The sequence below is a fragment of the Nodularia sp. LEGE 04288 genome (assembly GCF_963896525.1).
Classification (GTDB): domain Bacteria; phylum Cyanobacteriota; class Cyanobacteriia; order Cyanobacteriales; family Nostocaceae; genus Nodularia.
Map to the genome: position 1 here is coordinate 1 of NZ_CAWQOY010000033.1, position 22,429 is coordinate 22,429.

Sequence of the window (22,429 nt, forward strand, 5' to 3'; positions counted from 1 at the left end):
TTTTCCTGGTGTCTATTGCGCGGTGGAACCACACTGATCCCTTCCCGAACTCAGAGGTGAAACGCTGCTGCGGCGACGATAGTCTAGGGGTAGCCCTACGCAAAAATAGCTCGATGCCAGGTTTATCTTTCTACGAACCCCCTTAGCTCTCATCATTGCTAGGGGGTTTTCGTTTTATCTTGCTATTTTTTTCCAGGCTTCTTGCTCAAAGACGTTGGGGTTGTTGTCCTCCCGCATGGACGTAGTAGATATTGTGACCTCGCCACTGCCAATATTGTCCAGGAATTGGAGTGGTGGAGGCAACTGTGGTTACTTGCATGATATAAAGAAATATTAAGTGACTTTTAATAATTGTAATTCTATCCGCTAGCAGTCCAATGACTAAATTATTAATTACAGGTAAAACTCAACTTTTGGGCGTAATTGGGCATCCAGTGGCACATTCGTTATCGCCATTGATGCATAATGCCGCGTTAGCTCAATTAGGATTAGACTATATTTATCTACCTTTTCCGATTAAACCAGAGAATTTAGAGATAGCGATCGCCGGATTGGCTGCGATCAACGTTGTGGGTTTTAGCGTTACTATTCCTCACAAACAGGCAATTATGCCATTGTTATCAGAAATTAGCCCCACGGCACGAGCCATAGGCGCAGTCAATACCGTTAGCCGCCAAAATCATCAATGGGTAGGGACAAACACAGATATAGAAGGATTTATGGCTCCCTTGCAGACAACATATCAGCAGGACTGGAGTCAAAAAATAGCGGTAATTTTAGGGCATGGTGGCGCAGCGAGGGCGGTTGTAGCAGGTTGTCAGCAGCTAGGGTTTGCCCAAATTCATGTTGTAGGGCGCAATATGCAGAAATTAGCAGCATTCGGCAATAGTTGGGGAAATTCACCGCTATCAGAAAAATTACAAGTTCATCTCTGGGATGATTTAGCACAAATTATTCCCCATGCCAACTTGCTAGTTAATACCACACCTGTAGGTATGTATCCCCAGGTGAATCAGTCTCCGGTGAATGTAGAAGATATGCAAAAATTATCCCCAGGTGCGATCGCCTACGATTTAATCTATACTCCTAACCCGACACAATTTCTCCAACAAGCTCAAAGGCAAGGGTTAATTGCGATCGATGGCTTAGAAATGCTCGTTCAACAAGGTGTAGCCGCTTTAAAAATCTGGTTACAACGGGAAACTGTACCTGTGGATGTGATGCGCCAAGCACTACGACAACATTTGGGTTAAAGGTAATTGCACAATAAACCTTGTTCCAACTTCAGTGTTGGTGACTGTAATTTTCCCTTGGAGATACTGCACTAACTTTTTCACCAATGCTAAACCCAATCCTGTGCCGCCATGTTGCCAGCGATCGCTTTGCGGAATCCGGTAAAATACTTCAAAAATCCGAGATTGTTCTTCTATGGGGATTTTAACACCAGAATTGCTGACTGTGATTTCAAATAACGGCATTTCAGCATCTGAATTTGTCACGAGTTGGGCATTGACTGTAATCTTTTCCTGCGGAGGAGTATATTTGTAAGCATTGTTGAGTAACTCTGAGACAACCCGCGTCAGGAGAGACAAATCTGACACCACCAGCGGTAAATTTGGAGAAACGCTAACTTGTAAAGTCTGTTGACTATTTCCAGAGCGTTCTTGAAAAGCTTCGGTAACGTGAGGTAGCCAGCTTTGGATTTGAATATAAGTTAATTCCAAGGGATAAATATCTGCATCAATCATCCGCATATAGAGCAAATCGTCAACCAAGTCTAGCTCTTGTTCGCACTGCTCACGCAGGATATCTAAATAACGGTTGATCGACCAGGATGTCGGCTGCGGTACTGACTGCAAAACTCCTGATTGATCCAGAATATGTTCTAACATACAGATAGCCATTTTGATGTTTGACAATGGCGTTCGCATTTCGTGAGATGTGGAGGCGAGAAAATCCTCTTTCAACTGGTTTAATTTTTGCATTTCTACCAGTTGAATCCCTAGTTGGATGGCACGTTCATCGGCAAGATTGCGTTCTTCGGTGAGCCTGCGTTGGGTGTCATCCCGAAAGACTAAAACAGCGCCTGTAATGACACCGTGATTGTCTCTCAAAGGTGTAGCACTATGAGCTATGGGAATTCTTCTACCATCTTTAGCAATCAGTAGGACAAGACTGTCTAGATAGATCGTAGTTTCTTGTTGGAGGGCAGAGATGATGGGATTTTCTGCGGGTAGTTGAGTTTGTTCATCAATGAGTTTGACAACTTCGGTTAATAAATGTTTTTTAGCTTCATCCCATGTCCACCCGGTTAGGGCTTCAGCGATTTGATTGATGTACTTGATATGCAACTGAGGATCAACAACAATCACCCCATCCCCCATCCCCCGCAGGACAGAACTTAAAAATTGCTCGCGTTCATAACGATTGAGTGCTGTTTGAATGGCAACATAAAGTTCTTGCTCTCTAATGGGTTTGAGAATATACCCAAAAGGAAAGGTCAAAGTAGCCCGTTCTACAGTGTTTTTATCAGAGTGTCCGGTAACGTAAATTACAGGAATTTGCAGAGTGTTCCAGATATGCTCTGCGGCCTGGATGCCATCTTGTTCTCCGCGCAGGCGGATATCCATTAATATTAAGTTTGGGCGCAGTTCATTGGCTTTGGCAATTGCGGCGGTTGCGGAATCGGCGATATCGACTACAGTGTATTTCAGGGACTCTAGAGTTTCTTGTAAGTTGAGAGCAAGGATATATTCATCTTCAACAACAAGAATTTTCACTGTTTTTCTTGTCTGATTATGAGATGGGATGCTGATCATGTTCACGTCCGGTTGTTTGTAAAAGTGATTTTGAACTCTGTTCCCTGCTGACAGTTAATCTGAAGAGTTCCCCTGAGCTGTTTAACTAACCCCTGAACGAGAGTCATTCCTAATGTTTTCGCCTGTTGGCTCTGGAACTCTCTAGGTAAGCCCACACCATTATCTCGCAGAATGAGTGTTAAATTCCTTCCGGTTTCTTGATGAAACCTGACTTGGATTTCGCCTGGACGATGATCAGGAAAAGCATATTTCAAAGCATTAGAAACTAATTCATTAATGATCAAGCCACAAGGAATTGCCGTTTCGATATCCAAAATAGCATGATCCACTTGAATATTTAGTTTAATTCGCTGGGAACTGACATTATAGGAATCAAATAAATGAGTTGTTAAATCGGGAATATATTGAGAAAAATCAATGTCGGCAAGTGCTTCAGAACGGTATAGTTTTTCATGCACTAGGGAGATGGAAGCAATTCGGTTTTGGCTATCTCTTAAGATTGCTGATGCTTGAGAGTCTTGTGTACGTCTGCACTGCATTTGCAGCAAACCACTGACAATTCCTAAATTATTCTTGACGCGATGGTGAATTTCTTGGAGTAATACCTCTTTTTCGTGCAAAGATGCTTTGATTTTTTCATCGGCTTGCTTTTGCTCAGTGATGTCTTGGTGGATAGCAACCAAAACTTTGCCATATTCAGGATGCTCAAAAATCGACGTGGTTGCACGACACCAAAACGGAGTACCATCTTTTTTGACATTGTGGACTTCATAAGTTGCTTCACCATGTTGGATGACGGCAGCCCTAATTCTCTGATTAACATCTTCAGCCGTATAATTTTCATGTTCATAGTTGACAATTGACACGTGCTGATCTATTAATTTCCCCGACTCATAACCAAACATCTGCTCGAATTTAGGGTTGGCATAGACAATGACTCCATCGGTGGCTCTAACTAAACAAATGCCTTCTGCCATGTTGCGAATGATCACTGCTTGCAGTTCTAACATCTGTTCAGCACGTTTGCGATCGCTGATATCGATGATGATACCCAGCATTCGGATAGGTTCACCAGCTGCGTTATAAATCCCACGCCCTCGATCACTCAACCAGTGAACTGTGCCATCGGGATGAATGACTCGATATTCAGTTTCACAGTTGCGATGTTCTGCTAGTGCATTAAATACAGCCTGTTCAACTCGTTCTACATCTTCTGGATGAATAGCATCGTGCCATAGATCATATGTGGCGAATGTTGTTTCTGGCTCTAACCCTAATAAGCGATGATTGCTCTTGTTCCAAATTACTTCACCGGTGAGAATATTCCAGTCCCAGTTACCGATATGGGTCAATTCCAAGGTGAGTCGGAGTTTTTCTTCACTTTTAGCTAAGGCGACTTCTGCTTTTTGGCGATCGCGCAGTGCGGCTTGCTGTTCGGTAATATCCCGCCCTTCGGGAATCAACAGCACAACTTTACCTGTGTGATCTTTGATCGGTTTGAGGGAAAAATCAATGGTGGCGATGTTGTCTCCCACTCCCAAGACATCCACCTGATAACGGACAAATTCGCCCCCAGCAGCTTGAGCGATCGCCGCTTTTAACTGTTCCTGAGTTGCTGAAGTAATTGTCCACCATCGGGCTGACCAAAATGGCCGATTAACTACATCTGAGAGTTGCAATCCAGCAAAACTGAGCGCAGTTTGATTGGCTTCCAAGACAGTACCTTCGGGTGTCAGTAGCCCTACAAATTCAAAGGTGAGATCGAAAATAGCCCGAAAGCGTTCTTCACTTTGTCGCAGTGACTCTTCTATCTGTTTGCGTTTGCTGATGTCGAAATTAGTCCCGGTGACAATCCAGCATTGTGCATCTTCAACATAGCGGGAGGTATAGGTAGCTGATATCCATCGCTGGGAACCATCTTTGTGAGCAAATCGGTATTCTACAGTTGCGGTGCGTTCAGCAAAGACATATTCATACAGTGGCATAATCACCGTTTCTCGATCTTCGGGATGCACTCCCAACATCCACAAATTTTGATTATGCATAATTTCCTGTGCGGTATAGCCAAAGATGGCTTCACAACCAGGAGACTGGTAATCACAGATCCAATCATAATTAGGAAAGACGCGAAAACAAACAATAGCAGTAGCGATGGGCAAAGCCCCGCCTGCGGCGATCGCGCTATTGAGAATTTCCTGAAAGTTGGTTGGTGATCCTTTAATCCCTGCGTCCGATTCTGACATTTGTAGCTATTGCGGAGTTAGTTTTCGTACTAGCTCCTTCATTGTCGAGCATGAATAAATACCAAAGGCGATTTGGGATAAATATTTGCACAATTACACTCTGGCTTCGGAAACGACCAAAAACCAATTAGCCAAACTTTGGCAATTGTTGCGCCTATCCCCTTTACTTTTGCGGCCAGCGCCAATTATAACGATTCCATTGGTAGAGACCTTGAATTTCGTACTCAGAGCCGTTGTAGAGGCGAACAACACAATTCATCGGTAAACCATCGTCATCATGAATTTCATCAATTTGTAGTACCATGCAAGAAAACCACTCACGTTTACAGGGGCCATCGTCTTGTACCCATTCCCATAGTCCATTGGAAATTTCAATGCGATCGCCTACTCTGAGCTTGAGTGCATCCTCGACCTGAGAATACTTCTCAAAATGATATGACTCTACACGATTTAGCCACGGTAAACCGTAGCGTTGACGAATAAATTGGACATTTCCCGAATCGTTTTCATGTAGCCAATCATTGAGTAATTGCACCTTCCAAGTGCGGTTTTGTTGTTCCTTAGTTTTGACAAACTGTAAAAACGCTGCCAATTCCTCCGCAGAAAGTTCGTCTAAGGGGTTAGCTAAATCTGATATCTTCAATTTAGAGTCTCCCTGAATTTGCTCGATCACTCGCAGTAATATCTGCTTCTGCATATCAGTGAGAGGACAGCTAGCTGCATTACAACTATTAAAGGCTGTTTGCAAGGCTGTTTCAATCTCATCTGGAGTCATAAGTTGATAGCAATTGAGGGTATGTTTACCTAATTATTACAATAGTTCCATAAAACTCTCCAACCTCCCAGTTATGAAATCCAGTTGACATAGTTGAGTTAAGTTCTGTTACCACCGCATTGAGATATGAAAATTAATCACAACATAGCATTTTTATTAAATTCGCCAACTTTAGTTATGCAAACAGCTTCCCGAATCATCACTCAGTATGCAAAATTAATCACTGTCGTCTTTATTTCCTGCTTACTCGCAGTTGTGTCATGGGTGTATACTCCAGAGTCTATAGCTCTGACACAGATCAAACTATTTGATGTTTCCTATCAGGATTGTCCAGCAGAACTGGCAGAAGGATCTGTGATTAGTAGTGGTAGTGCGGCAGCTAATTGTTTTATTGTTACAGGTAAAGCAGAAAATGGCACTTATAAAATGGTTTATGACGCAGATATATTTGGACGCATCTATGATGCCAACAATAACCCAGTCATGCAAAACCGCACTCGTCTTGGTTCTATTCCCGAAATTCCACCGGGTGTGAGTGATTTTGAATTGAGAATTTCTGTTCCAGCCAACCAACCGGAACCTTTGCAGTTGAAGCAGTTTAAAGCTTCGGGATTTAGCGGACAAGTTCGCAGGTAAATTCGTAGTTCATGACTTTAAATTATATCATGTCCGTTTAATTACTGAATTAAACTCCTATGCTTTGTCTCTCCTCCTCTTGGGGGTAAGCCTTTTGGGCAAACATCACTAATTAACCGGACTTGAGTTAATTTGACCACTGTCTAGAGTCTCTACAGGGTTTAAATTTCTGTTATCTGTTCAATTGCTCTCAAGTCTAGGCGCTACTCCCCATATAAAGCAATGTAGAGACGATTTTACCCCAAACGTCTCTACAAAAGCCGATATTTAGTTAAAGCGATCGCTAAAAAGCCTGTACAAAAGAAAGTGCAGAGAGGCTTCTCAGTAAGCCACCAACTAAATTCAGTGCCAAGAAGGCTAAAATAGGAGAGAAATCCATACCACCCAATGGGGGAATAATTGAGCGGAAAAGATTGAGATAAGGATCGGTTATCTGTCCCAAAGCCGCAAAGGGCTGATTATACCAGTTGATTGTGGGGAACCAGGTTAATAAAACTCGAATAATTAGCAAATAGCTGTAGAACTGAACGAAGGTAGCCAAGGTGGTAAACAGTAAATTCATGGATATGTTGGTTTCCTGCTAAGTGTCAAAAACGGTCTTATTATTGATTTTAATTGAGTCCATGTCATGAAGTGTGCGGTTTGCCGCATTCACCACTATTAGCACCTAAGCTAAATATAAACCACTCTCAAGAGTCTTGGGTGAGAGAGCGGTCATTGACTGACTGGGTGGAACTGCCGTTGACATTTCCCAGCTGCTGTCTGACTTCATCAATTGTGGCATTCAGCTGGGCAATTTTATCTTCGAGCGATCGCCTAGCCGTTTCAATTTCCATAGCCTCATTCTCGGAGGCGTACATCTGTCGCCGTTTGGGAGATACTTTTTTCGTCGTCCCTGTCTGGCCATTAGTCAGTTCGGCTTCTTCTGGTGTCAATTCCTCATTCTGTCGAGAAACAATCACAGCCCCAACAATACCACCAACAATACTCCCAAAAATCGTCCCTGCTAAAAAGCCACTAGCAAAACCATCACGTTGACTCATACATTACCGCCTTGAAGAAATCTTGCAACTTTTATCTCTAGTTCAGCTATTTTCCTTCCCTAGCTGCATACTAGCTTATGTGCCAAAGATGCGATCGCCTGCATCTCCTAAACCCGGTACAATATATCCCTGATCATTGACTATTTCATCAATCGTGGCGGTGTAAACATTTAAACCAGGATATGCCGCACTCAGTTTTTGTAAAGCTGGCGGTGCAGCCACAACACAAACGATTCGTGTCAACGCCGGGTCAATCCCCCGTTGTATTAATTCTGCCATAGCGAACATAATCGACCCCCCCGTTGCTAACATCGGATCGGTGATTAAAACTCTCGTTTGGGGGTCAAATTTTTCCGGTAACTTATTCAAATAACACGACGGTTCCAGAGTTTCTTCATTGCGGACTAAGCCCAAATGGTAAATTGAAGCCAAAGGCAGCAAAGATTGCGCCCCTTCTAATAAACCTAGCCCCGCCCGCAGAATCGGTACAACCGCCACAGGTACTTCTGGGTTAATTAAAGTCGCTGGACAGGAATCCAAGGGACTCTGCACCATTGTTTCCAGAGTTGGTAACCACTCTCTCGCCGCTTCGTAAGTTAGCCATCTTCCCAACTCAGTGATGGCACTACGAAATAATATTGAAGGTGTAGCAGCATCACGGGCAACTGCCAGCCAGTGCTTGATTAAGGGATGGGGAGGAACATAAACACGCAGTTGTGGTGTCATAGCCGAAAATAGGCAATTTTATGAGAACTGAAACCTCATAATACTCCTTCGGGCGTACTGCTGACAGCTAAAATCACCACCAGCAAAATTGTTGCAAGATATTTTCATTAATAGTTGACATATATTCTCAATCCCAGCTATATTGTGATTAGTGTTCTCCTCTCTTTAAGGATCGGCAGACGGGATTAGCCAGCAGTTGCAGGCTTGTCCCTCTTTTTATGGAAAAATTATTATTCAAAACTCTCAAATTAAATTGTCACAATTATCTGGGCTGCTAAATACAGATCAATTCAATATATAGTCATACTTCCAGGAATATAAAGAATAAATTACGGATAAAATTATTGAATAAAAAGTTATATAAAATACTAAATAGTTAGTTAATTTTATTTAGCATCTGCCCCTATGTCTCCATCCCTGAATCCTGTATTTGATGTCATTGTAATTGGCTCTGGAATTGGCGGTTTAGTCACAGCAACCCAGCTAGCAGCCAAAGGCGCTCAAGTGCTGGTACTAGAAAGTTATTTAATTCCCGGAGGTAGTTCCGGCTATTTTGAACGCCAGGGTTATCGATTTGATGTTGGGGCATCAATGATTTTTGGATTTGGCGAAAAAGGTACGACCAACTTACTCACCCGCGCTCTCGACGCTGTGAACGTCAGCCAAGAAACAATAATTGATCCTGTACAGATTCACTATCACTTGCCCAACCAATTAGACTTAAAAGTTGAGCGAGTTTATGATAAATTCTTGCAAAATCTTATTGCTTATTTTCCCCATGAAGCAACAGGTATTCGTCGCTTTTATGACGAGTGTTGGAAAGTATTTAATTGCCTCAACAGCATGGACTTGCTGTCACTAGAAGAACCACGGTATTTACTGCGGACATTTTTACAACATCCTTTAGCCTGTCTGGGTTTAGTCAAATATCTCCCCCAAAATGTCGGGGATGTAGCACGACGCTATATCAAAGACCCGGAATTATTGAAATTTATTGATATAGAATGCTATTGCTGGTCAGTGGTAACTGCTGACATGACCCCCATGATTAATGCCGGGATGGTCTTTTCCGATAGGCACTATGGCGGAGTTAACTATCCCAAAGGCGGCGTAGGACAAATTGCCCAAAAATTGGTAGAAGGTCTAGAAAAAGCTGGAGGTAAGATTGAGTACCAAGCCAGAGTCACCAAAATCATCACAGAACAGGGTAAAGCCGTCGGTGTGCAGTTAGCTAACGGTAAACTTTATCGTAGTAAATTCATAGTCTCTAATGCTACACGTTGGGATACTTTTACAAAATTATTACCTGTAGAGAAAATACCAGATAATGAAAGTAAGTGGCAACAAAGCTATCAAAAATCGCCAAGTTTTCTGAGTTTGCATATAGGAGTAGCAGCAGCCGTATTGCCTTGTGGGACAGAGTGCCATCATATAATTCTGGAAGATTGGCAACAAATGACTGCACCAGCAGGCACACTTTTCGTTTCCATTCCCACATTGCTTGACCCAGATTTAGCACCAGAGGGATATCATATCATTCATGCCTTTACACCCAACTGGATTGATGATTGGCAAGGACTGTCTGCAAGTGAGTATGAGGCGAAGAAAGAAACAGCAGCTGGGCAAATTATTGACCGACTAGAGCAGATTTTTCCGGGTTTAGATGCTGGCTTAGATTATCTGGAAGTAGGGACACCCCGCACCCATCAACGCTTTTTAGGGCGTGAGGATGGTACTTATGGGCCAATTCCTCGGCGCAAGTTACGGGGATTATTGAGTATGCCATTTAATCGCACAGCCATTCCCGGACTTTATTGTGTGGGGGACAGTACCTTTCCTGGTCAGGGGTTAAACGCCGTGGCTTTTTCTGGTTTTGCTTGCGCCCATCGCATAGCAGTAGATTTAGGGTTGAAATAGTAGGGGTGTTTTATGAATAAAAGTTTAGCAGCCACACTAGGGGAACTACAAGCACAAATATATTGGTTACCGAAAAATTGGGTTTGAGGTTCCCCGTCGTAAAACGACGGCTTTCAATTCATTAGTGTACCAGTACCAATATGCTGCTATACTTATAGTAGTGGAAAGGTAATCAACCACTTAAAAAACCTAGCTGTCGAAAGACAAAGCACTGAACCTTGATAATTAAATCTATGCGGTTCTACTGCATTGTTCTAGTTTCCTCATAGCAGTAGGTAAAAGATTTATAGGGGCTAGACTTGTGTTGAGCGAAGTCGAAACACGACTCAGAATTTTGAAACAAATCAAATTGTTTTAAACAAAACAGGACTTGCACTCATGCAAATAGGGTAGGGCATACCCAAATTAACGCTTGGGGAGAATCCCACCTCTGGTCTAGATAACGCAAGGACTCTAGGTTAAGTGGTTTCGTTGAACCAAGAATCCCCGTCGATTTATCGCGGGGAGTGTCAAATGATGCTGAAAAGTTTGCAGAATTGGCATCAGCCGCCGCTACTATATATAGAAAACTTGGTTATACTCAACAGCAAGCAGAAACGGCAGGCAGTTTAATTACGCAAGCTTATCAATTAGCTGATCATGCTGATTTAGCTGAAAAATCAGGTGATTTTGACCAAGAAATGCAGTTCTATGATCAAGCTAAAGATAAATTGATTGAAGCAGAAACTATCTTAGGTTATCAAACAAGTATTGCCATACATCAAATGAAATGGTGGATGCACTTTCGCCACAGACAAAAACTAAAAATTATCATGCACTTATTTTTACAAAATTTTAAAGCGGTGGGTTTGATTAACTTACTTACTGCTATTAAACTGACATATTTTTTGATGGAAATCGGCAGAGTTCACAAAGCCCGCGACACAGAAACCACCAAACATAATGCCATACAATACTGGGCAGAATTGTTGAAAACCAAACCGCCGCAATACCCTTATCTGGGCTAAATTGCCAATTTTTATTGTCTAATGGTAATGGAACCAATAGCTGCATGATCTTGGTACTTTTGGGTTTCGTTGAATTCACTTTGGGGATCAGAATAGATTCCAGCAAAGTCTGTTATTGTCCACTGATTCGATCTGATCAATACCCCTTTATCTGCACCCAGTCCCCGCTCAAATTTAATATACTCTCGTGTTTCATTATTCAAGTTGTAGGATAAAGTCGCCTGTCCGTAGGCTGCAATAGCTTCTTTAAGTGGAGTTCCTGGCCCTACCCCAGCAGTAGTTGTGTAATTGGGGTTCGCAACCGTAATCATGGTAATTTGAGAGTTATTTGTGATGGGCTGTTTTCCTTCTCCGAAACCCAACAGGTACTGCAAGTTTCCATCCTGAGTCACCTTAATTCCTTCCCCTGCATCAACCCCCAGAGGAGTTGGTGCAAATGTTGCACCCTCACCTAAAACTTGTTTAAGTTCTCCCAAACTCATGCCCAGTTTAGCAGCACCGACGTTCTTTGTAGTGATGAGCTGCTCGGCTGAAGGCGATCGCCCGCCTGCTTCTTGACAACCATTAGGGCCTTGCTCGATTAGCTGAGAACTAACTAACCTGAGTCCGTCACCATTCCAATAGTGTTGAGTTTCTTGGATACAAATACCTGCGCCAGTAAATTTATAAGCGTTAGACAAAATCTTTGTCTTGGGGTCAAATTGCGGAAATCCCACAACTTCTATTTCTAGAGGCTTAATTTTAAGTTCGGGCTGGGTGGTATCTACTTGCAGAAAAGTGAATGCATTCTGATAAGCAGCTTGAACACAAAGGAGTTGTACTAAGTGCTGACCCTTGTCATTAGTATAGACTTGTGAAAATTCCCGTGCTGCCTCTGCATCAAAATTAAAATTGCAAACCTCCAAACTTTTCTGACGGCTAATTACCTCATTCAAAATAGTTTCTGATGTGGGGCTACTTTTGTCAGAAACCATAGATGTGCTATCTGGTGTTAACTCTGGCTGGGGTTGTTGAGCTTCAGTATTACTAGAGTTGGGTGTTTGCAAAGACTGAGATAATTTAGACTCGGTGATAGATGCACAAGACATGAGACTAGAGGCAATAATGGCAGTGAACGAGACAATTACTTTAGTGGTATGCATGGGATGTAAACTCTATTTTTGATAGTTATGCTGAAGACTGAGTTCAGCTTCTAGCGTTTCCTAGTCTGCTGAAGTACGGATTTATCTGTGTTCTAGTTTAAATACATGAACACTGCTGTCATCGGGGCTTGGGAAAAAAGACCTATCAATTCCGGTGAAAAGTTCCACAACCAATTTGAAATTGGACGTTGCTTCTGTTTTTACATACACTGTCAAAATAGGATATTCCACAAAATAAACAAACTGAGTAAATCTAAAACCAAAGCCACAATCACTTTGATGCGTCTATTGGGACTAATATTTTGACGAGAAATCAAGAGAGAAAGCAGCAGCCACAGCGAGTAAACTTGCATGGGCAAAAAAACAAAAATTAGGCTGATCACAGATGTAATCAAAGCTCGATCAGCAGTTTTATCTGCCCATGACGGCATTTCAATATCATCATCATCCTGTTCCATTCCTACATCAGAAACAGATTGATAATCTAACTCCGACACCAAAATAGACTTAGCAAAATCTACATTTTCTTCAGCCACTTGTAATTTAATCCAGCCCACAGCCACACTCAAATGCCATGCCACATTTACAGTAGACTCATTCAGTAAAAAACACCTGACACCTTCAGCTTCAAGACGCTGCTTCGCCAAATTCGCCTCCGGAGAACTAGTAAAAGTAGCTACAGTCACAAAATTATTCCCCATACATCCAAACCCTCCGCGCCCCTCTGCGTAAAAAAAAATTAAATCATCTTCACCTGATTAGCAGCCCTTTTAGCCTTCTCCCGCGCCTCCAAAATATGATCACCCTTAGCCAAAGCCACCCCCATACGCCGATAAGGATGGGCGCTAGGTTTGCCAAATAGTTTGATATCTACATTAGTCACGGACAAAGCCTCTGCTACACCTGTAAAAGCCACCGCATCAGATTTTTCCGCAGCTAAAATTACTGCACTAGCTGAAGCACCCAACTGTTCTATATGGGGAATTGGTAAACCTAAAATAGCTCGTAAATGTAATTCAAATTCATTGAGATTTTGCGAGATTAATGTTACCATTCCTGTATCGTGTGGTCGGGGTGAAAGTTCCGAAAAAATCACTTCATCCTTAGTGATGAAAAACTCTACACCAAATATTCCGGCTCCCCCCAAAGCATCGGTAACCTTTGTCGCTATTGCTTGAGCTTCTAATGTTTTGTCTTCAGTAATACCTGCGGGTTGCCAAGATTCTTGATAATCGCCTCTTTCTTGACGATGACCAATGGGAGAGCAGAAAATTGTCGGTGCATTCCACTGCTTAATGGTGAGCAAAGTTATTTCAATTTCAAAGTTAATAAATTCTTCAACAATTACCCTTTGACTATCACCTCTAGAATTAGCGATCGCATAATTCCAAGCCTCCTCAACCTTACCCTGGACTGGGACAACAGATTGACCCTTGCCAGAAGAAGACATCACAGGTTTCACAACATTGGGAAAACCAATTTGCTCAGAAACAGCAATCAATTCCTCTAAACTAGAAGCATAACCATATTTAGCAGTTCTAATTCCTAATTCTTGATGTGCTAATTCCCTGATTCTATCGCGATTCATTGTATAGTTAGTTGCAGCCGCAGTGGGGATAACTGTAATCCCGCGTTGTTCAAACTCCAGTAACTTTTCTGTTCTAATCGCTTCAATTTCTGGGATGATAAAATCAGGCTGGTGTTTTTGGACAACAGCTTCTAATTCATCAGCACTCAGCATAGAAATCACTTCAGAACAATCAGCCACCTGCATAGCAGGAGCATTAGCGTAGCGGTCAACAGCAATGACATAATTACCCAGACGTTGAGCTGCTATTACAAATTCCTTGCCGAGTTCGCCTGAACCCAAGAGCATTAATTTTTGGGGTAGCTTAATTGAATTATTCATGAATTTATCCCAGTTAATTTTAGATGTTTATAGTCATGAAAAACTTATAGATTTTTTCAAGGTTTATTCAGTGGAGTTGATAAACCATCAATGCTAATTATATTCTTTTGCTGTTGATATTCTTGGATGCCCTCTTCACCTTTTTTACTTGCCCAGTTGACTAAAGACTGTCTCTGTCCTTGATATTCATAGAGTGGGACACCCATACCACAAGAAGTTTGCACCCGTTCAATATCAGCGACAATAATTTGACGAGTTCCTGGTATTTGCGGAAATAAAGAGTACAAAGTCTTCCAGTCAGGGTGACTTGGCAAAATTGTATATCCCTGACCATAGAGGCGCAGAATCCGCGGCGGTTCCTCAAAGGCACAAAACATCAAAGTGATTCGCCCATTTTCTTGCAAGTGAGCCGAAGTTTCGTTACCACTACCTGTAAGATCCAGGTAAGCTACTTGATGATCCGAAAGGATGCGAAAAGATTCCAACCCCTTCGGAGACAGATTAACGTGACCTGTAGCACTCAGAGGTGCAGAACCAACAAAAAAAATGTGTTGGCTAGCAATAAAACCTTGCAGTTCTTCAGTTATGCAGTCAAAAACTTTAGCCATAGACTATTGAGATTATTGGACAAATATCTACAGCAGTTTGCCAGTGATTGTAGTACAAATAATCATGAACCACAGATGAATCTGTACTTGATCTAAAAGAAAACGACTGTATATTCTCAGCCTATTTCTTAGCTGACAATCAAGCAAGGCTATGAAGTAAAAATATTCATCCTCCCCGCCTGGTGCGCCTCTGCGTAAATTTTTCCCTATGTCATCACCCTTCCTTCCGCCTTTTACCCAGCCCATAGACAACGAGATTACCCGCCGCGCTGGTGTGGAATTATCCGTGCTACGCCTCGATTCTATGCACCCATTGGTTAACGGTAATAAATGGTACAAGTTGAAATACAACCTCTTGGAAGCCAAGCAGCAAAATTTGACAACTTTGCTGACCTTTGGGGGTGCTTATTCTAACCATATCTTTGCTACAGCCGCCGCAGGTAATCTTTTCGGTTTCCGCACCATTGGAGTGATTCGTGGAGAGGAAAGATTACCACTCAACCCGACGCTAAATTTTGCTGTTCAGCAAGGTATGCAGCTTGTCTACCTGAATCGTGAGACTTACCGACAAAAGCACACCAGAGAATTACAGGAAAATTTAAAACAACGTTTCGGTAACGTGTTCATTATTCCTGAAGGTGGTAGCAACTTAAATGGCGTGCGCGGCTGTACAGAAATAGTTAGCGATGTCGGCGCATTTGATACCATCTGCTTGGCTTGTGGCACAGGTACGACACTAGCTGGTATTGCACTTTCGCTCCATCAAGGGCAAAGAGTGATTGGTTTTCCAGTGCTGAAAAAGGGGGAATTTCTCGCCCAGGAAATCGGCAATTTGCTGAGGAATTATCTGGATTCTGGGCTACCTGCACCAAATTATTCTTCAGCACCTTGGAAGTTGTTCTGTGATTATCACTTTGGCGGTTATGCCAAGGTTAATGAGCAGCTGCTAATATTCAGCCAGGAATTTGAGCAAGAGCAGGGTATACCTCTCGACTACGTATATACCGCAAAAATGTTTGCTGGTGTCATGGATTTACTCAAGGGGGGAATTTTTCCCAAAGGCGATCGCTTGTTACTAGTACACACTGGTGGCTTGCAGGGTAATATCGGTATGGAGAAGCGACTATAAACAGGTGTATAATTTATCTAAAAACTACTGTCTCCATCTGAGTTGCTTACCTAGGATTTTGCACCTGCTCAAAAAAGTTAGAGTTGCACTACAAAACTGAGGAAATCAGAGCCTTTTGAGGCGGCAATTTCGGCAATAAGCCAGTGGTGCAAGATAAGAATTACAGTTTCGCTTGATGAAGCATACACATTCACTAATGTTTCATGTTCATATTCAGGGAACAAAATTTATGGAATAAACTCTAATAATTTATGAAATATACACTAGCAATATAGAATACAAGCTAGCCAAAACCTCTCATATTAAAGCTCTAAACAACTCTTAAATAAGATTGTTTCTTTGCCATGCGTTTACCAAGACATCTTTTCTTAATCCTCATAAATTACTAGCAGAATATCATTTTCACAGCATCTTATTTAATTTTCAACAACTAACAACTTTATCATGAAATTTACCCAGATGTGAAAGAAACCATAACTCATGAGCAACTACAAGCCATCAAAATGGTTTGGGAAACTAATGATTGGAATCGTCATTTCTTAGACATAAGTGTTTCGTTACCTATTCCTGCAATCAGGTTATATATAGTTTTATTAGTCGGTAAGCAACGTCGTACAAAACGGCGCTGGCGATACGCAAAAGGTGTATTTCCTTTGCGTAACCCTGTTAATATCTTATTGCTCTTAGGACTTGTAATTATATTCTTGATTTCTAGTTTCGCTATCTTAACCTTTGTATGGTCTTCAATTTATTCTATACCCACCTTGCCCCATCCTACATCGATTCCGTGGATTAATAACCAATTTGACTGTGAACGTACTTATCGAATCTGGAATAATGGTCAGTGTTGGGATTTAGAACATAGTCCTGTATTCTAAAAGTATATGTCAGAAGTAAAATTTTATGGCTCTTCACTACCTGTTATGCCAAATTATTTCAAACATTGGGCTTTGCCTTCAGTAGAATTGAAATATAGCGATTCCCAGATTTGCAGATATTAAAAAAGAATTAAACGCAGATAAATCCCTATCCAGAAGACTAAAAAACGTGATCACAGTTGTTCACTTACCCTATGCGAACTTTTACTGAATCTGAGTACCAAATAGAAGCTCAACCAAAATTGCCTCTTGCTCATGAAAGCTAATCAACAAGCGCATCAAGTTTCGGTTATGGGACAGAGTTCCTAAAGTTTTTCATTCGGTGTCCACATCAAGGAAAATATTTTGCCAGGAAAAATCAACACTAACATCCATTTTGGCGAAGATTGTATCGATCCATTTGATGAAACAGACGATAATTTATGGGTTAAAATTGAGCATTTAGGACGTTATTTATTTGCCGCCGATTACCTCCGCCAATTTAAATTAACCTGCATTGCTGATATTGCTTGTGGCGTGGGCTATGGAATACGCGAACTAGAAAAAGTTGCTGATTTAGTAATTGGTGTAGACGGAAATTCGGAACTGCTAAAACAGGCAGCACAGCAGGATAATAATTCTCAAACCCGATTGATTCAACACAACTTAGAGCAGCCTGGTTTGTTAGCAGATAAAACTTATCCAAATATTGATGCGATCGTCAGTTTTGAAACTTTGGAACATCTGATTAATCCTACCAGTGTTTTAGAGCAGTTTTCTCAACTTTTGTCACCTGGTGGATTTCTCATTTGCTCGGTTCCTAATGTTTTATACGAACCTCGCGACAATGCCGGATTACCCACGAATTCTTGTCATAAACAGTTCTTTAGCTATCAATCGCTTTCTCGCTTACTTGAACAGAATGGGTTGAAAGTGAATTTTCGAGTCGGTCAAGCTTGGTCAAACATTTTATTTAAGCGGGAAACTCAGCTTTTACGAAATCGCTCAATTCAACAACGATTAGGAGCATATTCTTGCTTAAGTTTCCGGGAAATTATTCGTCACCTCTCTTACCTCATTGCTTACCCAACAGTTGAAGATGTAGATGGTTCCTACTCATTGATTATTGTCGGGCAAAAAATGAAGTAATTTACAGCTTTTGATACATGACGAATTACATACTCTGTAACACCCGCCGGATAGTCTCAGTTGGCACTTCATCGGTAACTATCACTGCACCAATTGTCGTTGGTAAAACAAACCTGACTTTCCCGGCTTTGACTTTTTTATCTAGTTGCAATGCATCAATAATCGCTTCAATATCTACACCTTCTGGTAGCCGAGTTGGTAAACCCGCTTTTTGAATGAGGGCATTTTGCCGTTCAGTATCTTCCTGTTGCCACATTCCTAGTTCCACGGCAATCTGTCCTGCTGCTACCATGCCAATAGCTACAGCTTCGCCATGCTTGAGTAAACGATAACCTGTTAAGCTTTCTACGGCGTGACCAATGGTGTGGCCATAGTTGAGAATTGCCCTGAGTCCGCCTTCTTTTTCATCCTTCCCGACAACATCGGCTTTGGCTTGACAAGAACGGGTTAATATGTGTTCGATAAATTCCGGCTGAATGTAGCGGAGTTGATTTAAATGTTTACTCGCTTCCATCTGGGAAAATAATTCGGCATCCCAAATCACACCGTATTTAATTACTTCTGCCATTCCGGCGCGGAATTCACGCATCGGCAGAGTTTTTAGCGTTTCTGGGCTAATTAAGACCAAACGCGGTTGATGAAAAGCCCCTATCAAATTTTTGCCGTGGGGATGATTCACACCTGTTTTGCCACCAATGGCCGAATCTACCATTGCTAATAAAGTGGTAGGTACTTGCACTACATTAATGCCTCGTAGCCAGGTTGCGGCAGCAAAACCTGTCATATCGCCAATTACGCCTCCTCCTAACGCCACCATTGTCGAAGAACGTTCTAGGCGGTTTTCTAAAGCAATATCGTAAAGTTTCTGGATGGAGTTGAGGGTTTTGTAGCGTTCCCCTGGTGGTAGGTTGTAACTGGCTACTTCAAAACCAGCCGATGTCAGAGATTTTATCGCTCTTTCGCCGTAATGTTTAAAAATACTGGGATTAGAAACAACCAAAACTTTTTTGCCTAGATTCAGAGTAGCCATTTGTTGACCCAGTTGATCTAAGCTTGAAGGTGCGATCGCAATCTCATAAGACTGCTGCGGTAGATTTACATTAATTACAGAAGTCATTGCCCAAACCCAAATAAGCGCCCGTGGGCTGTATTCTATCGTAATGTGGGGCGATCGAGGCGAGCAAGGATATGGTGAAAATCAGGGAGATGAAGAAGCATTTTTCTACTCCCCATGAATAAAGCCCCATTCCTTTAACCCCATTCCCCGTGATTCAATAGATTAGTCAAGTATTGTGGAGAAAAATCAATGTTTGGAATCATCGCTTATATTGCCTTTTTGGCATTATTCATGGGTGTAGCCGTAGGACTGCTGTTTGGTTTGCGTGCTGTCAAGATAATTTAACTTCTCAAAGTCTCCCTTTCCTTACCTTCCCATAGCGTCTTCCTCTTCTCCCAAAGGGCTACAGTGTACACACATCCTGATCCAAAAAGGGTTTCCAGCCTTACAAACCGAATTTCACTGTAAATCCGGTTCCCATCCTCGCTTGCGGGGGGCTAGGGGTGGGGTCTTATGACACAAACGAGAATTTACCGACTTCTGTGTACACCGTAGCCCAAAGGAAGAGACTAGCGCCTGCCGTAGGATGCCCGTAAAGCCTACGGCATAGCTGCGCTTACCGTGTAGCGTCTCCTTTACAGCTGGCTCCAAGTGTGTGAATATGTGAATAGGTTGTTCCTTAATCCGTTGAAGCCACCGATCACAGGCAGCAACAGGCATTGCCTTAAACCTAGAACACAGATGTAGTGAAGGGTTTAGCTTCATCGTTAAACCATTCTAATTTTTGCTATTGTTAAATAGTTGCCAGGTATGTCATCTTAAACTAAGAGAATTAATTCGGTGAGCGTCTTTGTTTTTAGTATTGACAGGCTTTTTCCTTTTAGTATTTACAGACTTATCTCCGAAATTAAAATCTCTACACAGTGATAATTTTGGAGATAATCAATGTCAATTTACGTAGGCAACCTCTCTTATGAAGTTACCCAAGACACCTTGAGCGCAGTTTTTGCAGAATATGGTACTGTAAGGCGTGTTCAACTACCTACTGACCGCGAAACAGGACAACTACGCGGTTTTGGATTTGTGGAAATGGGCACTGAAGCTGAAGAAGCTGCCGCCATTGAAGCCCTTGATGGTGCTGAATGGATGGGTCGTGACCTCAAAGTTAACAAAGCCAAGCCTAGGGAAGACAGAGGTTCTTCTGGTGGTAACCGGGGAGGATACGGTGGTGGCGGCTCTCGTAACCGCTACTAAGTTTTGAAACCTAAAATTTTTCAGCGAATTTTCAGGTTAAACAAAAAATCTGTCTTTTGTTGCACTTTATTCAATTGAACCGCTTACATTAGAAGCCATTAAGTACCTCAAATTCACAGGAGAGATAATGACCCAAATAATCGTGGGTGACAATGAACACATTGAGTCAGCCTTACGCCGATTTAAGCGAGAAGTTTCCAAAGCTGGGATTTTTCCAGATATGAGGAAGCATCGTCACTTTGAAACGCCTATTGAAAAACGCAAGCGTAAAGAAGTTGCCAAGCACAGGCAGGGTAAACGACGTTTCCGTACTTGATAAGTGACATAGATATTAGTTAATGCCCTCAGAGATTTTATGAGGGCTTTTTTTATAGAAATCAGCAGTAGTAATTTAATGAGGTGTAACGCCCTACTCCATAGTCAAAATTAAAATCTACAGTAACGGACAGGGCAAGGTTTTGCTCCCAGAAGAATTTCAAGAATTATTCATGCCCAAGATATTTACAAGTAACGACTGCACTCTGTTAAAATGCAGAACGGCGGCATTCGCTCTCAGTCTTAGCGCTACTGCCCATTCAGCCTTTCAAACTTTTGTCCGTCAGCCTAAGACTGATGTCGCCAGTGGCGACAGGCCGATGTTATTTTCGGAGTTCTATGTCTTTTTCCAATCTCGGCTTGTCCAATGAAATTATCCGTGCTGTCACCGAGCGGGGGTACACCAAACCCACGCCAATCCAGATCCAGGCCATCCCTGCTGTCTTGTCAGGTTGCGATCTGCTAGCTGGGGCCCAAACTGGTACGGGAAAGACTGCTAGCTTCACCCTGCCGCTTCTGCATCGCTTGTCGGACGAAAGCGTTAAAAGCAGGTCTAATGGATACCCAGCAATCCGGGCGCTGATTCTCACCCCGACACGTGAACTGGCCGCACAGGTGGAATCAAGCGTGCGTGATTACGGTAAGTACCTGAATTTGAACACAATGGCGATGTTCGGTGGGGTCAGCATTAATCCCCAGAAACGCCTTTTAAAGGGTCGTGTGGATATTCTAGTCTCTACCCCAGGACGATTACTAGACCACGTGCAGCAGGGGACTGTAAACCTTTCACACGTTGAGGTTTTGGTGCTGGATGAAGCCGACCGGATGTTAGACATGGGTTTTATTCGTGATATCCGTCGCATTCTCTCGCTTTTGCCCAAACAGCGCCAAAATTTGCTGTTCTTCGCCACTTTCTCCGATAAAATCAAAGCACTCGCCACAGGGCTGCTGCATCACCCGAAGATGATCGAGGTGGCACGCCGCAACGTTACCGCCGAGACTGTGGCACAGAAAGTTTACAAAGTAGACCGTGACCGGAAACGCCAATTGCTGGCTCACCTGATTCGGGAAGATAATTGGTATCAAGTCCTAGTTTTCACCCGTACTAAGCATGGTGCTGACCGTCTGGTGAAGCAGTTGGCTGAGGAGCGTATTCAAGCATTAGCCATCCACGGTAATAAAAGCCAGGCGGCTCGTACCAACGCTCTGGCAAAGTTCAAAAACGGCAGTTTACAGGTATTGGTGGCAACTGACATTGCAGCGCGAGGTCTCGACATTAGCGAACTGCCCCATGTAGTCAATTTTGATCTGCCCAATGTCCCAGAAGATTATGTTCATCGCATTGGTCGCACTGGTCGCGCTGGTGCATCAGGCGAAGCTGTATCGCTGGTGTGCGTTGATGAATACCATCTGCTGGCAGATATCGAAAAACTTATTGAACAGCGCTTGCCTTTTGAAGTGGTTGCTGGCTTTGGAACCAACTTTCCTAGTAAGCCCGAATCAATTCCAGATGGACGCAAGCACACAGCTAAAGGTAGCAAAAGTCCGGCTCGCTCTACTGCTAAACCGTTACCACAAAAATCAGGTAAACAATCACCACCGCGAACGGTGACAGGTGGCAAAAAGTCTGATGCTCGTCCCTCTGGTTCACGTCGTTGGACTAAACGCGATGATCGCTAATGCATCATTAGCTATAGCAATCCTAAATTAGTTACGAACAAAAAGATCCCCGACTTCTTGAAGAAGTCGGGGATCTGAGCTTCTGGGCGTTTGTAAATCAAATAGGTATGAAACCAGTTTTAATAAATTAAGGTAATCTTGATGGGTGCAAATCAAATAATCT

General features: G+C 42.5%; 22 protein-coding genes, 1 rRNA gene and 1 pseudogene. 12 read left to right on the plus strand and 12 right to left on the minus strand.

What is annotated here, in order from left to right; genetic code table 11:
* Positions 1 to 4 precede the first annotated feature (4 nt).
* Positions 5 to 122: ribosomal RNA gene (gene rrf / locus AACX33_RS02765) — 5S ribosomal RNA — on the plus strand.
* 89 nt (positions 123 to 211) lie between these two features.
* Here rrf and AACX33_RS02770 read toward each other — a convergent pair.
* A pseudogene (locus AACX33_RS02770) lies at positions 212 to 319 on the minus strand (alpha/beta fold hydrolase); the annotation flags it as partial.
* A gap of 58 nt (positions 320 to 377) precedes the next feature.
* Here AACX33_RS02770 and AACX33_RS02775 point away from each other — a divergent pair.
* On the plus strand, positions 378 to 1,253 hold the full coding sequence (locus AACX33_RS02775; protein WP_193999085.1) for a shikimate dehydrogenase: 876 nt from the start codon (positions 378 to 380) through the stop codon (positions 1,251 to 1,253).
* Here the strand turns inward: AACX33_RS02775 and AACX33_RS02780 are convergent.
* The 3 genes from AACX33_RS02780 to AACX33_RS02790 all read right to left on the minus strand — a co-directional run bounded on the left by AACX33_RS02780 (position 1,233) and on the right by AACX33_RS02790 (position 5,837).
* Entirely contained in the window at positions 1,233 to 2,780 is a 1,548-nt protein-coding gene (locus tag AACX33_RS02780) for a hybrid sensor histidine kinase/response regulator (RefSeq protein ID WP_227788844.1), read from the minus strand. The two genes, AACX33_RS02775 and AACX33_RS02780, sit on opposite strands and share 21 nt — an antisense overlap.
* 41 nt (positions 2,781 to 2,821) lie before the next feature.
* The gene (locus tag AACX33_RS02785; protein ID WP_193999081.1) at positions 2,822 to 5,062 is read right to left on the minus strand and encodes a PAS domain S-box protein; all 2,241 of its coding nucleotides are present in this window, start codon (positions 5,060 to 5,062) and stop codon (positions 2,822 to 2,824) included.
* Between the two features lie 163 nt (positions 5,063 to 5,225).
* A complete protein-coding gene (locus AACX33_RS02790; protein WP_193999079.1) occupies positions 5,226 to 5,837 on the minus strand; it encodes a hypothetical protein in 612 nt (203 codons plus the stop codon).
* 177 nt (positions 5,838 to 6,014) lie between these two features.
* On the opposite strand from AACX33_RS02790, the gene AACX33_RS02795 reads away from it, so the two are divergent.
* Entirely contained in the window at positions 6,015 to 6,473 is a 459-nt protein-coding gene (locus tag AACX33_RS02795) for a biotin carboxylase (protein ID WP_193999128.1), read from the plus strand.
* 283 nt (positions 6,474 to 6,756) lie between these two features.
* Here the strand turns inward: AACX33_RS02795 and AACX33_RS02800 are convergent, their stop codons facing one another.
* The 3 genes from AACX33_RS02800 to upp all read right to left on the minus strand — a co-directional run bounded on the left by AACX33_RS02800 (position 6,757) and on the right by upp (position 8,242).
* On the minus strand, positions 6,757 to 7,035 hold the full coding sequence (locus AACX33_RS02800) for a YggT family protein (RefSeq protein WP_193999077.1): 279 nt from the start codon (positions 7,033 to 7,035) through the stop codon (positions 6,757 to 6,759).
* Positions 7,036 to 7,162: 127 nt separating this feature from the next.
* Positions 7,163 to 7,516 (minus strand): hypothetical protein, encoded by a 354-nt coding sequence (locus tag AACX33_RS02805; protein ID WP_193999075.1) that lies wholly within the window; start codon positions 7,514 to 7,516, stop codon positions 7,163 to 7,165.
* Between the two features lie 75 nt (positions 7,517 to 7,591).
* The gene (gene upp / locus AACX33_RS02810) at positions 7,592 to 8,242 is read right to left on the minus strand and encodes a uracil phosphoribosyltransferase (RefSeq protein ID WP_193999073.1); all 651 of its coding nucleotides are present in this window, start codon (positions 8,240 to 8,242) and stop codon (positions 7,592 to 7,594) included.
* A gap of 405 nt (positions 8,243 to 8,647) precedes the next feature.
* Here upp and crtH point away from each other — a divergent pair, with 405 nt between their 5' ends.
* Both crtH and AACX33_RS02820 read left to right on the plus strand, forming a co-directional pair.
* A complete protein-coding gene (gene crtH, locus AACX33_RS02815) occupies positions 8,648 to 10,159 on the plus strand; it encodes a carotenoid isomerase (protein ID WP_193999070.1) in 1,512 nt (503 codons plus the stop codon).
* Between the two features lie 506 nt (positions 10,160 to 10,665).
* Positions 10,666 to 11,166, plus strand: a complete 501-nt coding sequence (locus AACX33_RS02820; RefSeq protein WP_227788845.1) for a hypothetical protein — start codon at positions 10,666 to 10,668, stop codon at positions 11,164 to 11,166.
* 11 nt (positions 11,167 to 11,177) lie between these two features.
* On the opposite strand, the gene AACX33_RS02825 is transcribed toward AACX33_RS02820, so the two are convergent.
* The 4 genes from AACX33_RS02825 to AACX33_RS02840 form a co-directional block, all read right to left on the minus strand.
* On the minus strand, positions 11,178 to 12,308 hold the full coding sequence (locus tag AACX33_RS02825; RefSeq protein ID WP_193999068.1) for a DUF1176 domain-containing protein: 1,131 nt from the start codon (positions 12,306 to 12,308) through the stop codon (positions 11,178 to 11,180).
* Between the two features lie 212 nt (positions 12,309 to 12,520).
* Complete coding sequence (locus AACX33_RS02830; RefSeq protein ID WP_193999066.1) at positions 12,521 to 12,994, minus strand: putative signal transducing protein; 474 nt, start codon at positions 12,992 to 12,994, stop codon at positions 12,521 to 12,523.
* A 53-nt stretch (positions 12,995 to 13,047) separates the two neighbouring features.
* Positions 13,048 to 14,217: a formate-dependent phosphoribosylglycinamide formyltransferase gene (gene purT, locus AACX33_RS02835; RefSeq protein WP_193999064.1), complete on the minus strand. Its 1,170-nt coding sequence runs from the start codon at positions 14,215 to 14,217 to the stop codon at positions 13,048 to 13,050.
* Between the two features lie 56 nt (positions 14,218 to 14,273).
* A complete protein-coding gene (locus AACX33_RS02840) occupies positions 14,274 to 14,825 on the minus strand; it encodes a pyridoxamine 5'-phosphate oxidase family protein (RefSeq protein WP_193999062.1) in 552 nt (183 codons plus the stop codon).
* A gap of 208 nt (positions 14,826 to 15,033) precedes the next feature.
* Between AACX33_RS02840 and AACX33_RS02845 the strand changes: the two genes are divergently transcribed.
* The 3 genes from AACX33_RS02845 (at position 15,034) to AACX33_RS02855 (ending at position 17,960) form a co-directional block, all read left to right on the plus strand.
* Positions 15,034 to 15,954, plus strand: coding sequence for a 1-aminocyclopropane-1-carboxylate deaminase/D-cysteine desulfhydrase (locus AACX33_RS02845; protein WP_193999060.1), 921 nt, complete (start codon positions 15,034 to 15,036; stop codon positions 15,952 to 15,954).
* A gap of 461 nt (positions 15,955 to 16,415) precedes the next feature.
* Complete coding sequence (locus tag AACX33_RS02850) at positions 16,416 to 16,832, plus strand: hypothetical protein (protein ID WP_227788846.1); 417 nt, start codon at positions 16,416 to 16,418, stop codon at positions 16,830 to 16,832.
* A gap of 345 nt (positions 16,833 to 17,177) precedes the next feature.
* A complete protein-coding gene (locus AACX33_RS02855; protein WP_193999058.1) occupies positions 17,178 to 17,960 on the plus strand; it encodes a class I SAM-dependent methyltransferase in 783 nt (260 codons plus the stop codon).
* Between the two features lie 25 nt (positions 17,961 to 17,985).
* Here the strand turns inward: AACX33_RS02855 and aroB are convergent, their stop codons facing one another.
* On the minus strand, positions 17,986 to 19,077 hold the full coding sequence (gene aroB / locus AACX33_RS02860; RefSeq protein ID WP_193999056.1) for a 3-dehydroquinate synthase: 1,092 nt from the start codon (positions 19,075 to 19,077) through the stop codon (positions 17,986 to 17,988).
* A gap of 189 nt (positions 19,078 to 19,266) precedes the next feature.
* Here aroB and petL point away from each other — a divergent pair, with 189 nt between their 5' ends.
* From petL to AACX33_RS02880, 4 genes are all read left to right on the plus strand, one after another.
* The gene (gene petL / locus AACX33_RS02865) at positions 19,267 to 19,362 is read left to right on the plus strand and encodes a cytochrome b6-f complex subunit PetL (RefSeq protein ID WP_193999054.1); all 96 of its coding nucleotides are present in this window, start codon (positions 19,267 to 19,269) and stop codon (positions 19,360 to 19,362) included.
* A 600-nt stretch (positions 19,363 to 19,962) separates the two neighbouring features.
* A complete protein-coding gene (locus AACX33_RS02870; protein ID WP_089093398.1) occupies positions 19,963 to 20,271 on the plus strand; it encodes an RNA recognition motif domain-containing protein in 309 nt (102 codons plus the stop codon).
* A 127-nt stretch (positions 20,272 to 20,398) separates the two neighbouring features.
* Positions 20,399 to 20,587, plus strand: a complete 189-nt coding sequence (rpsU, locus tag AACX33_RS02875) for a 30S ribosomal protein S21 (protein WP_089093397.1) — start codon at positions 20,399 to 20,401, stop codon at positions 20,585 to 20,587.
* 338 nt (positions 20,588 to 20,925) lie between these two features.
* The gene (locus tag AACX33_RS02880) at positions 20,926 to 22,266 is read left to right on the plus strand and encodes a DEAD/DEAH box helicase (protein ID WP_193999052.1); all 1,341 of its coding nucleotides are present in this window, start codon (positions 20,926 to 20,928) and stop codon (positions 22,264 to 22,266) included.
* Positions 22,267 to 22,429: the final 163 nt, after the last annotated feature.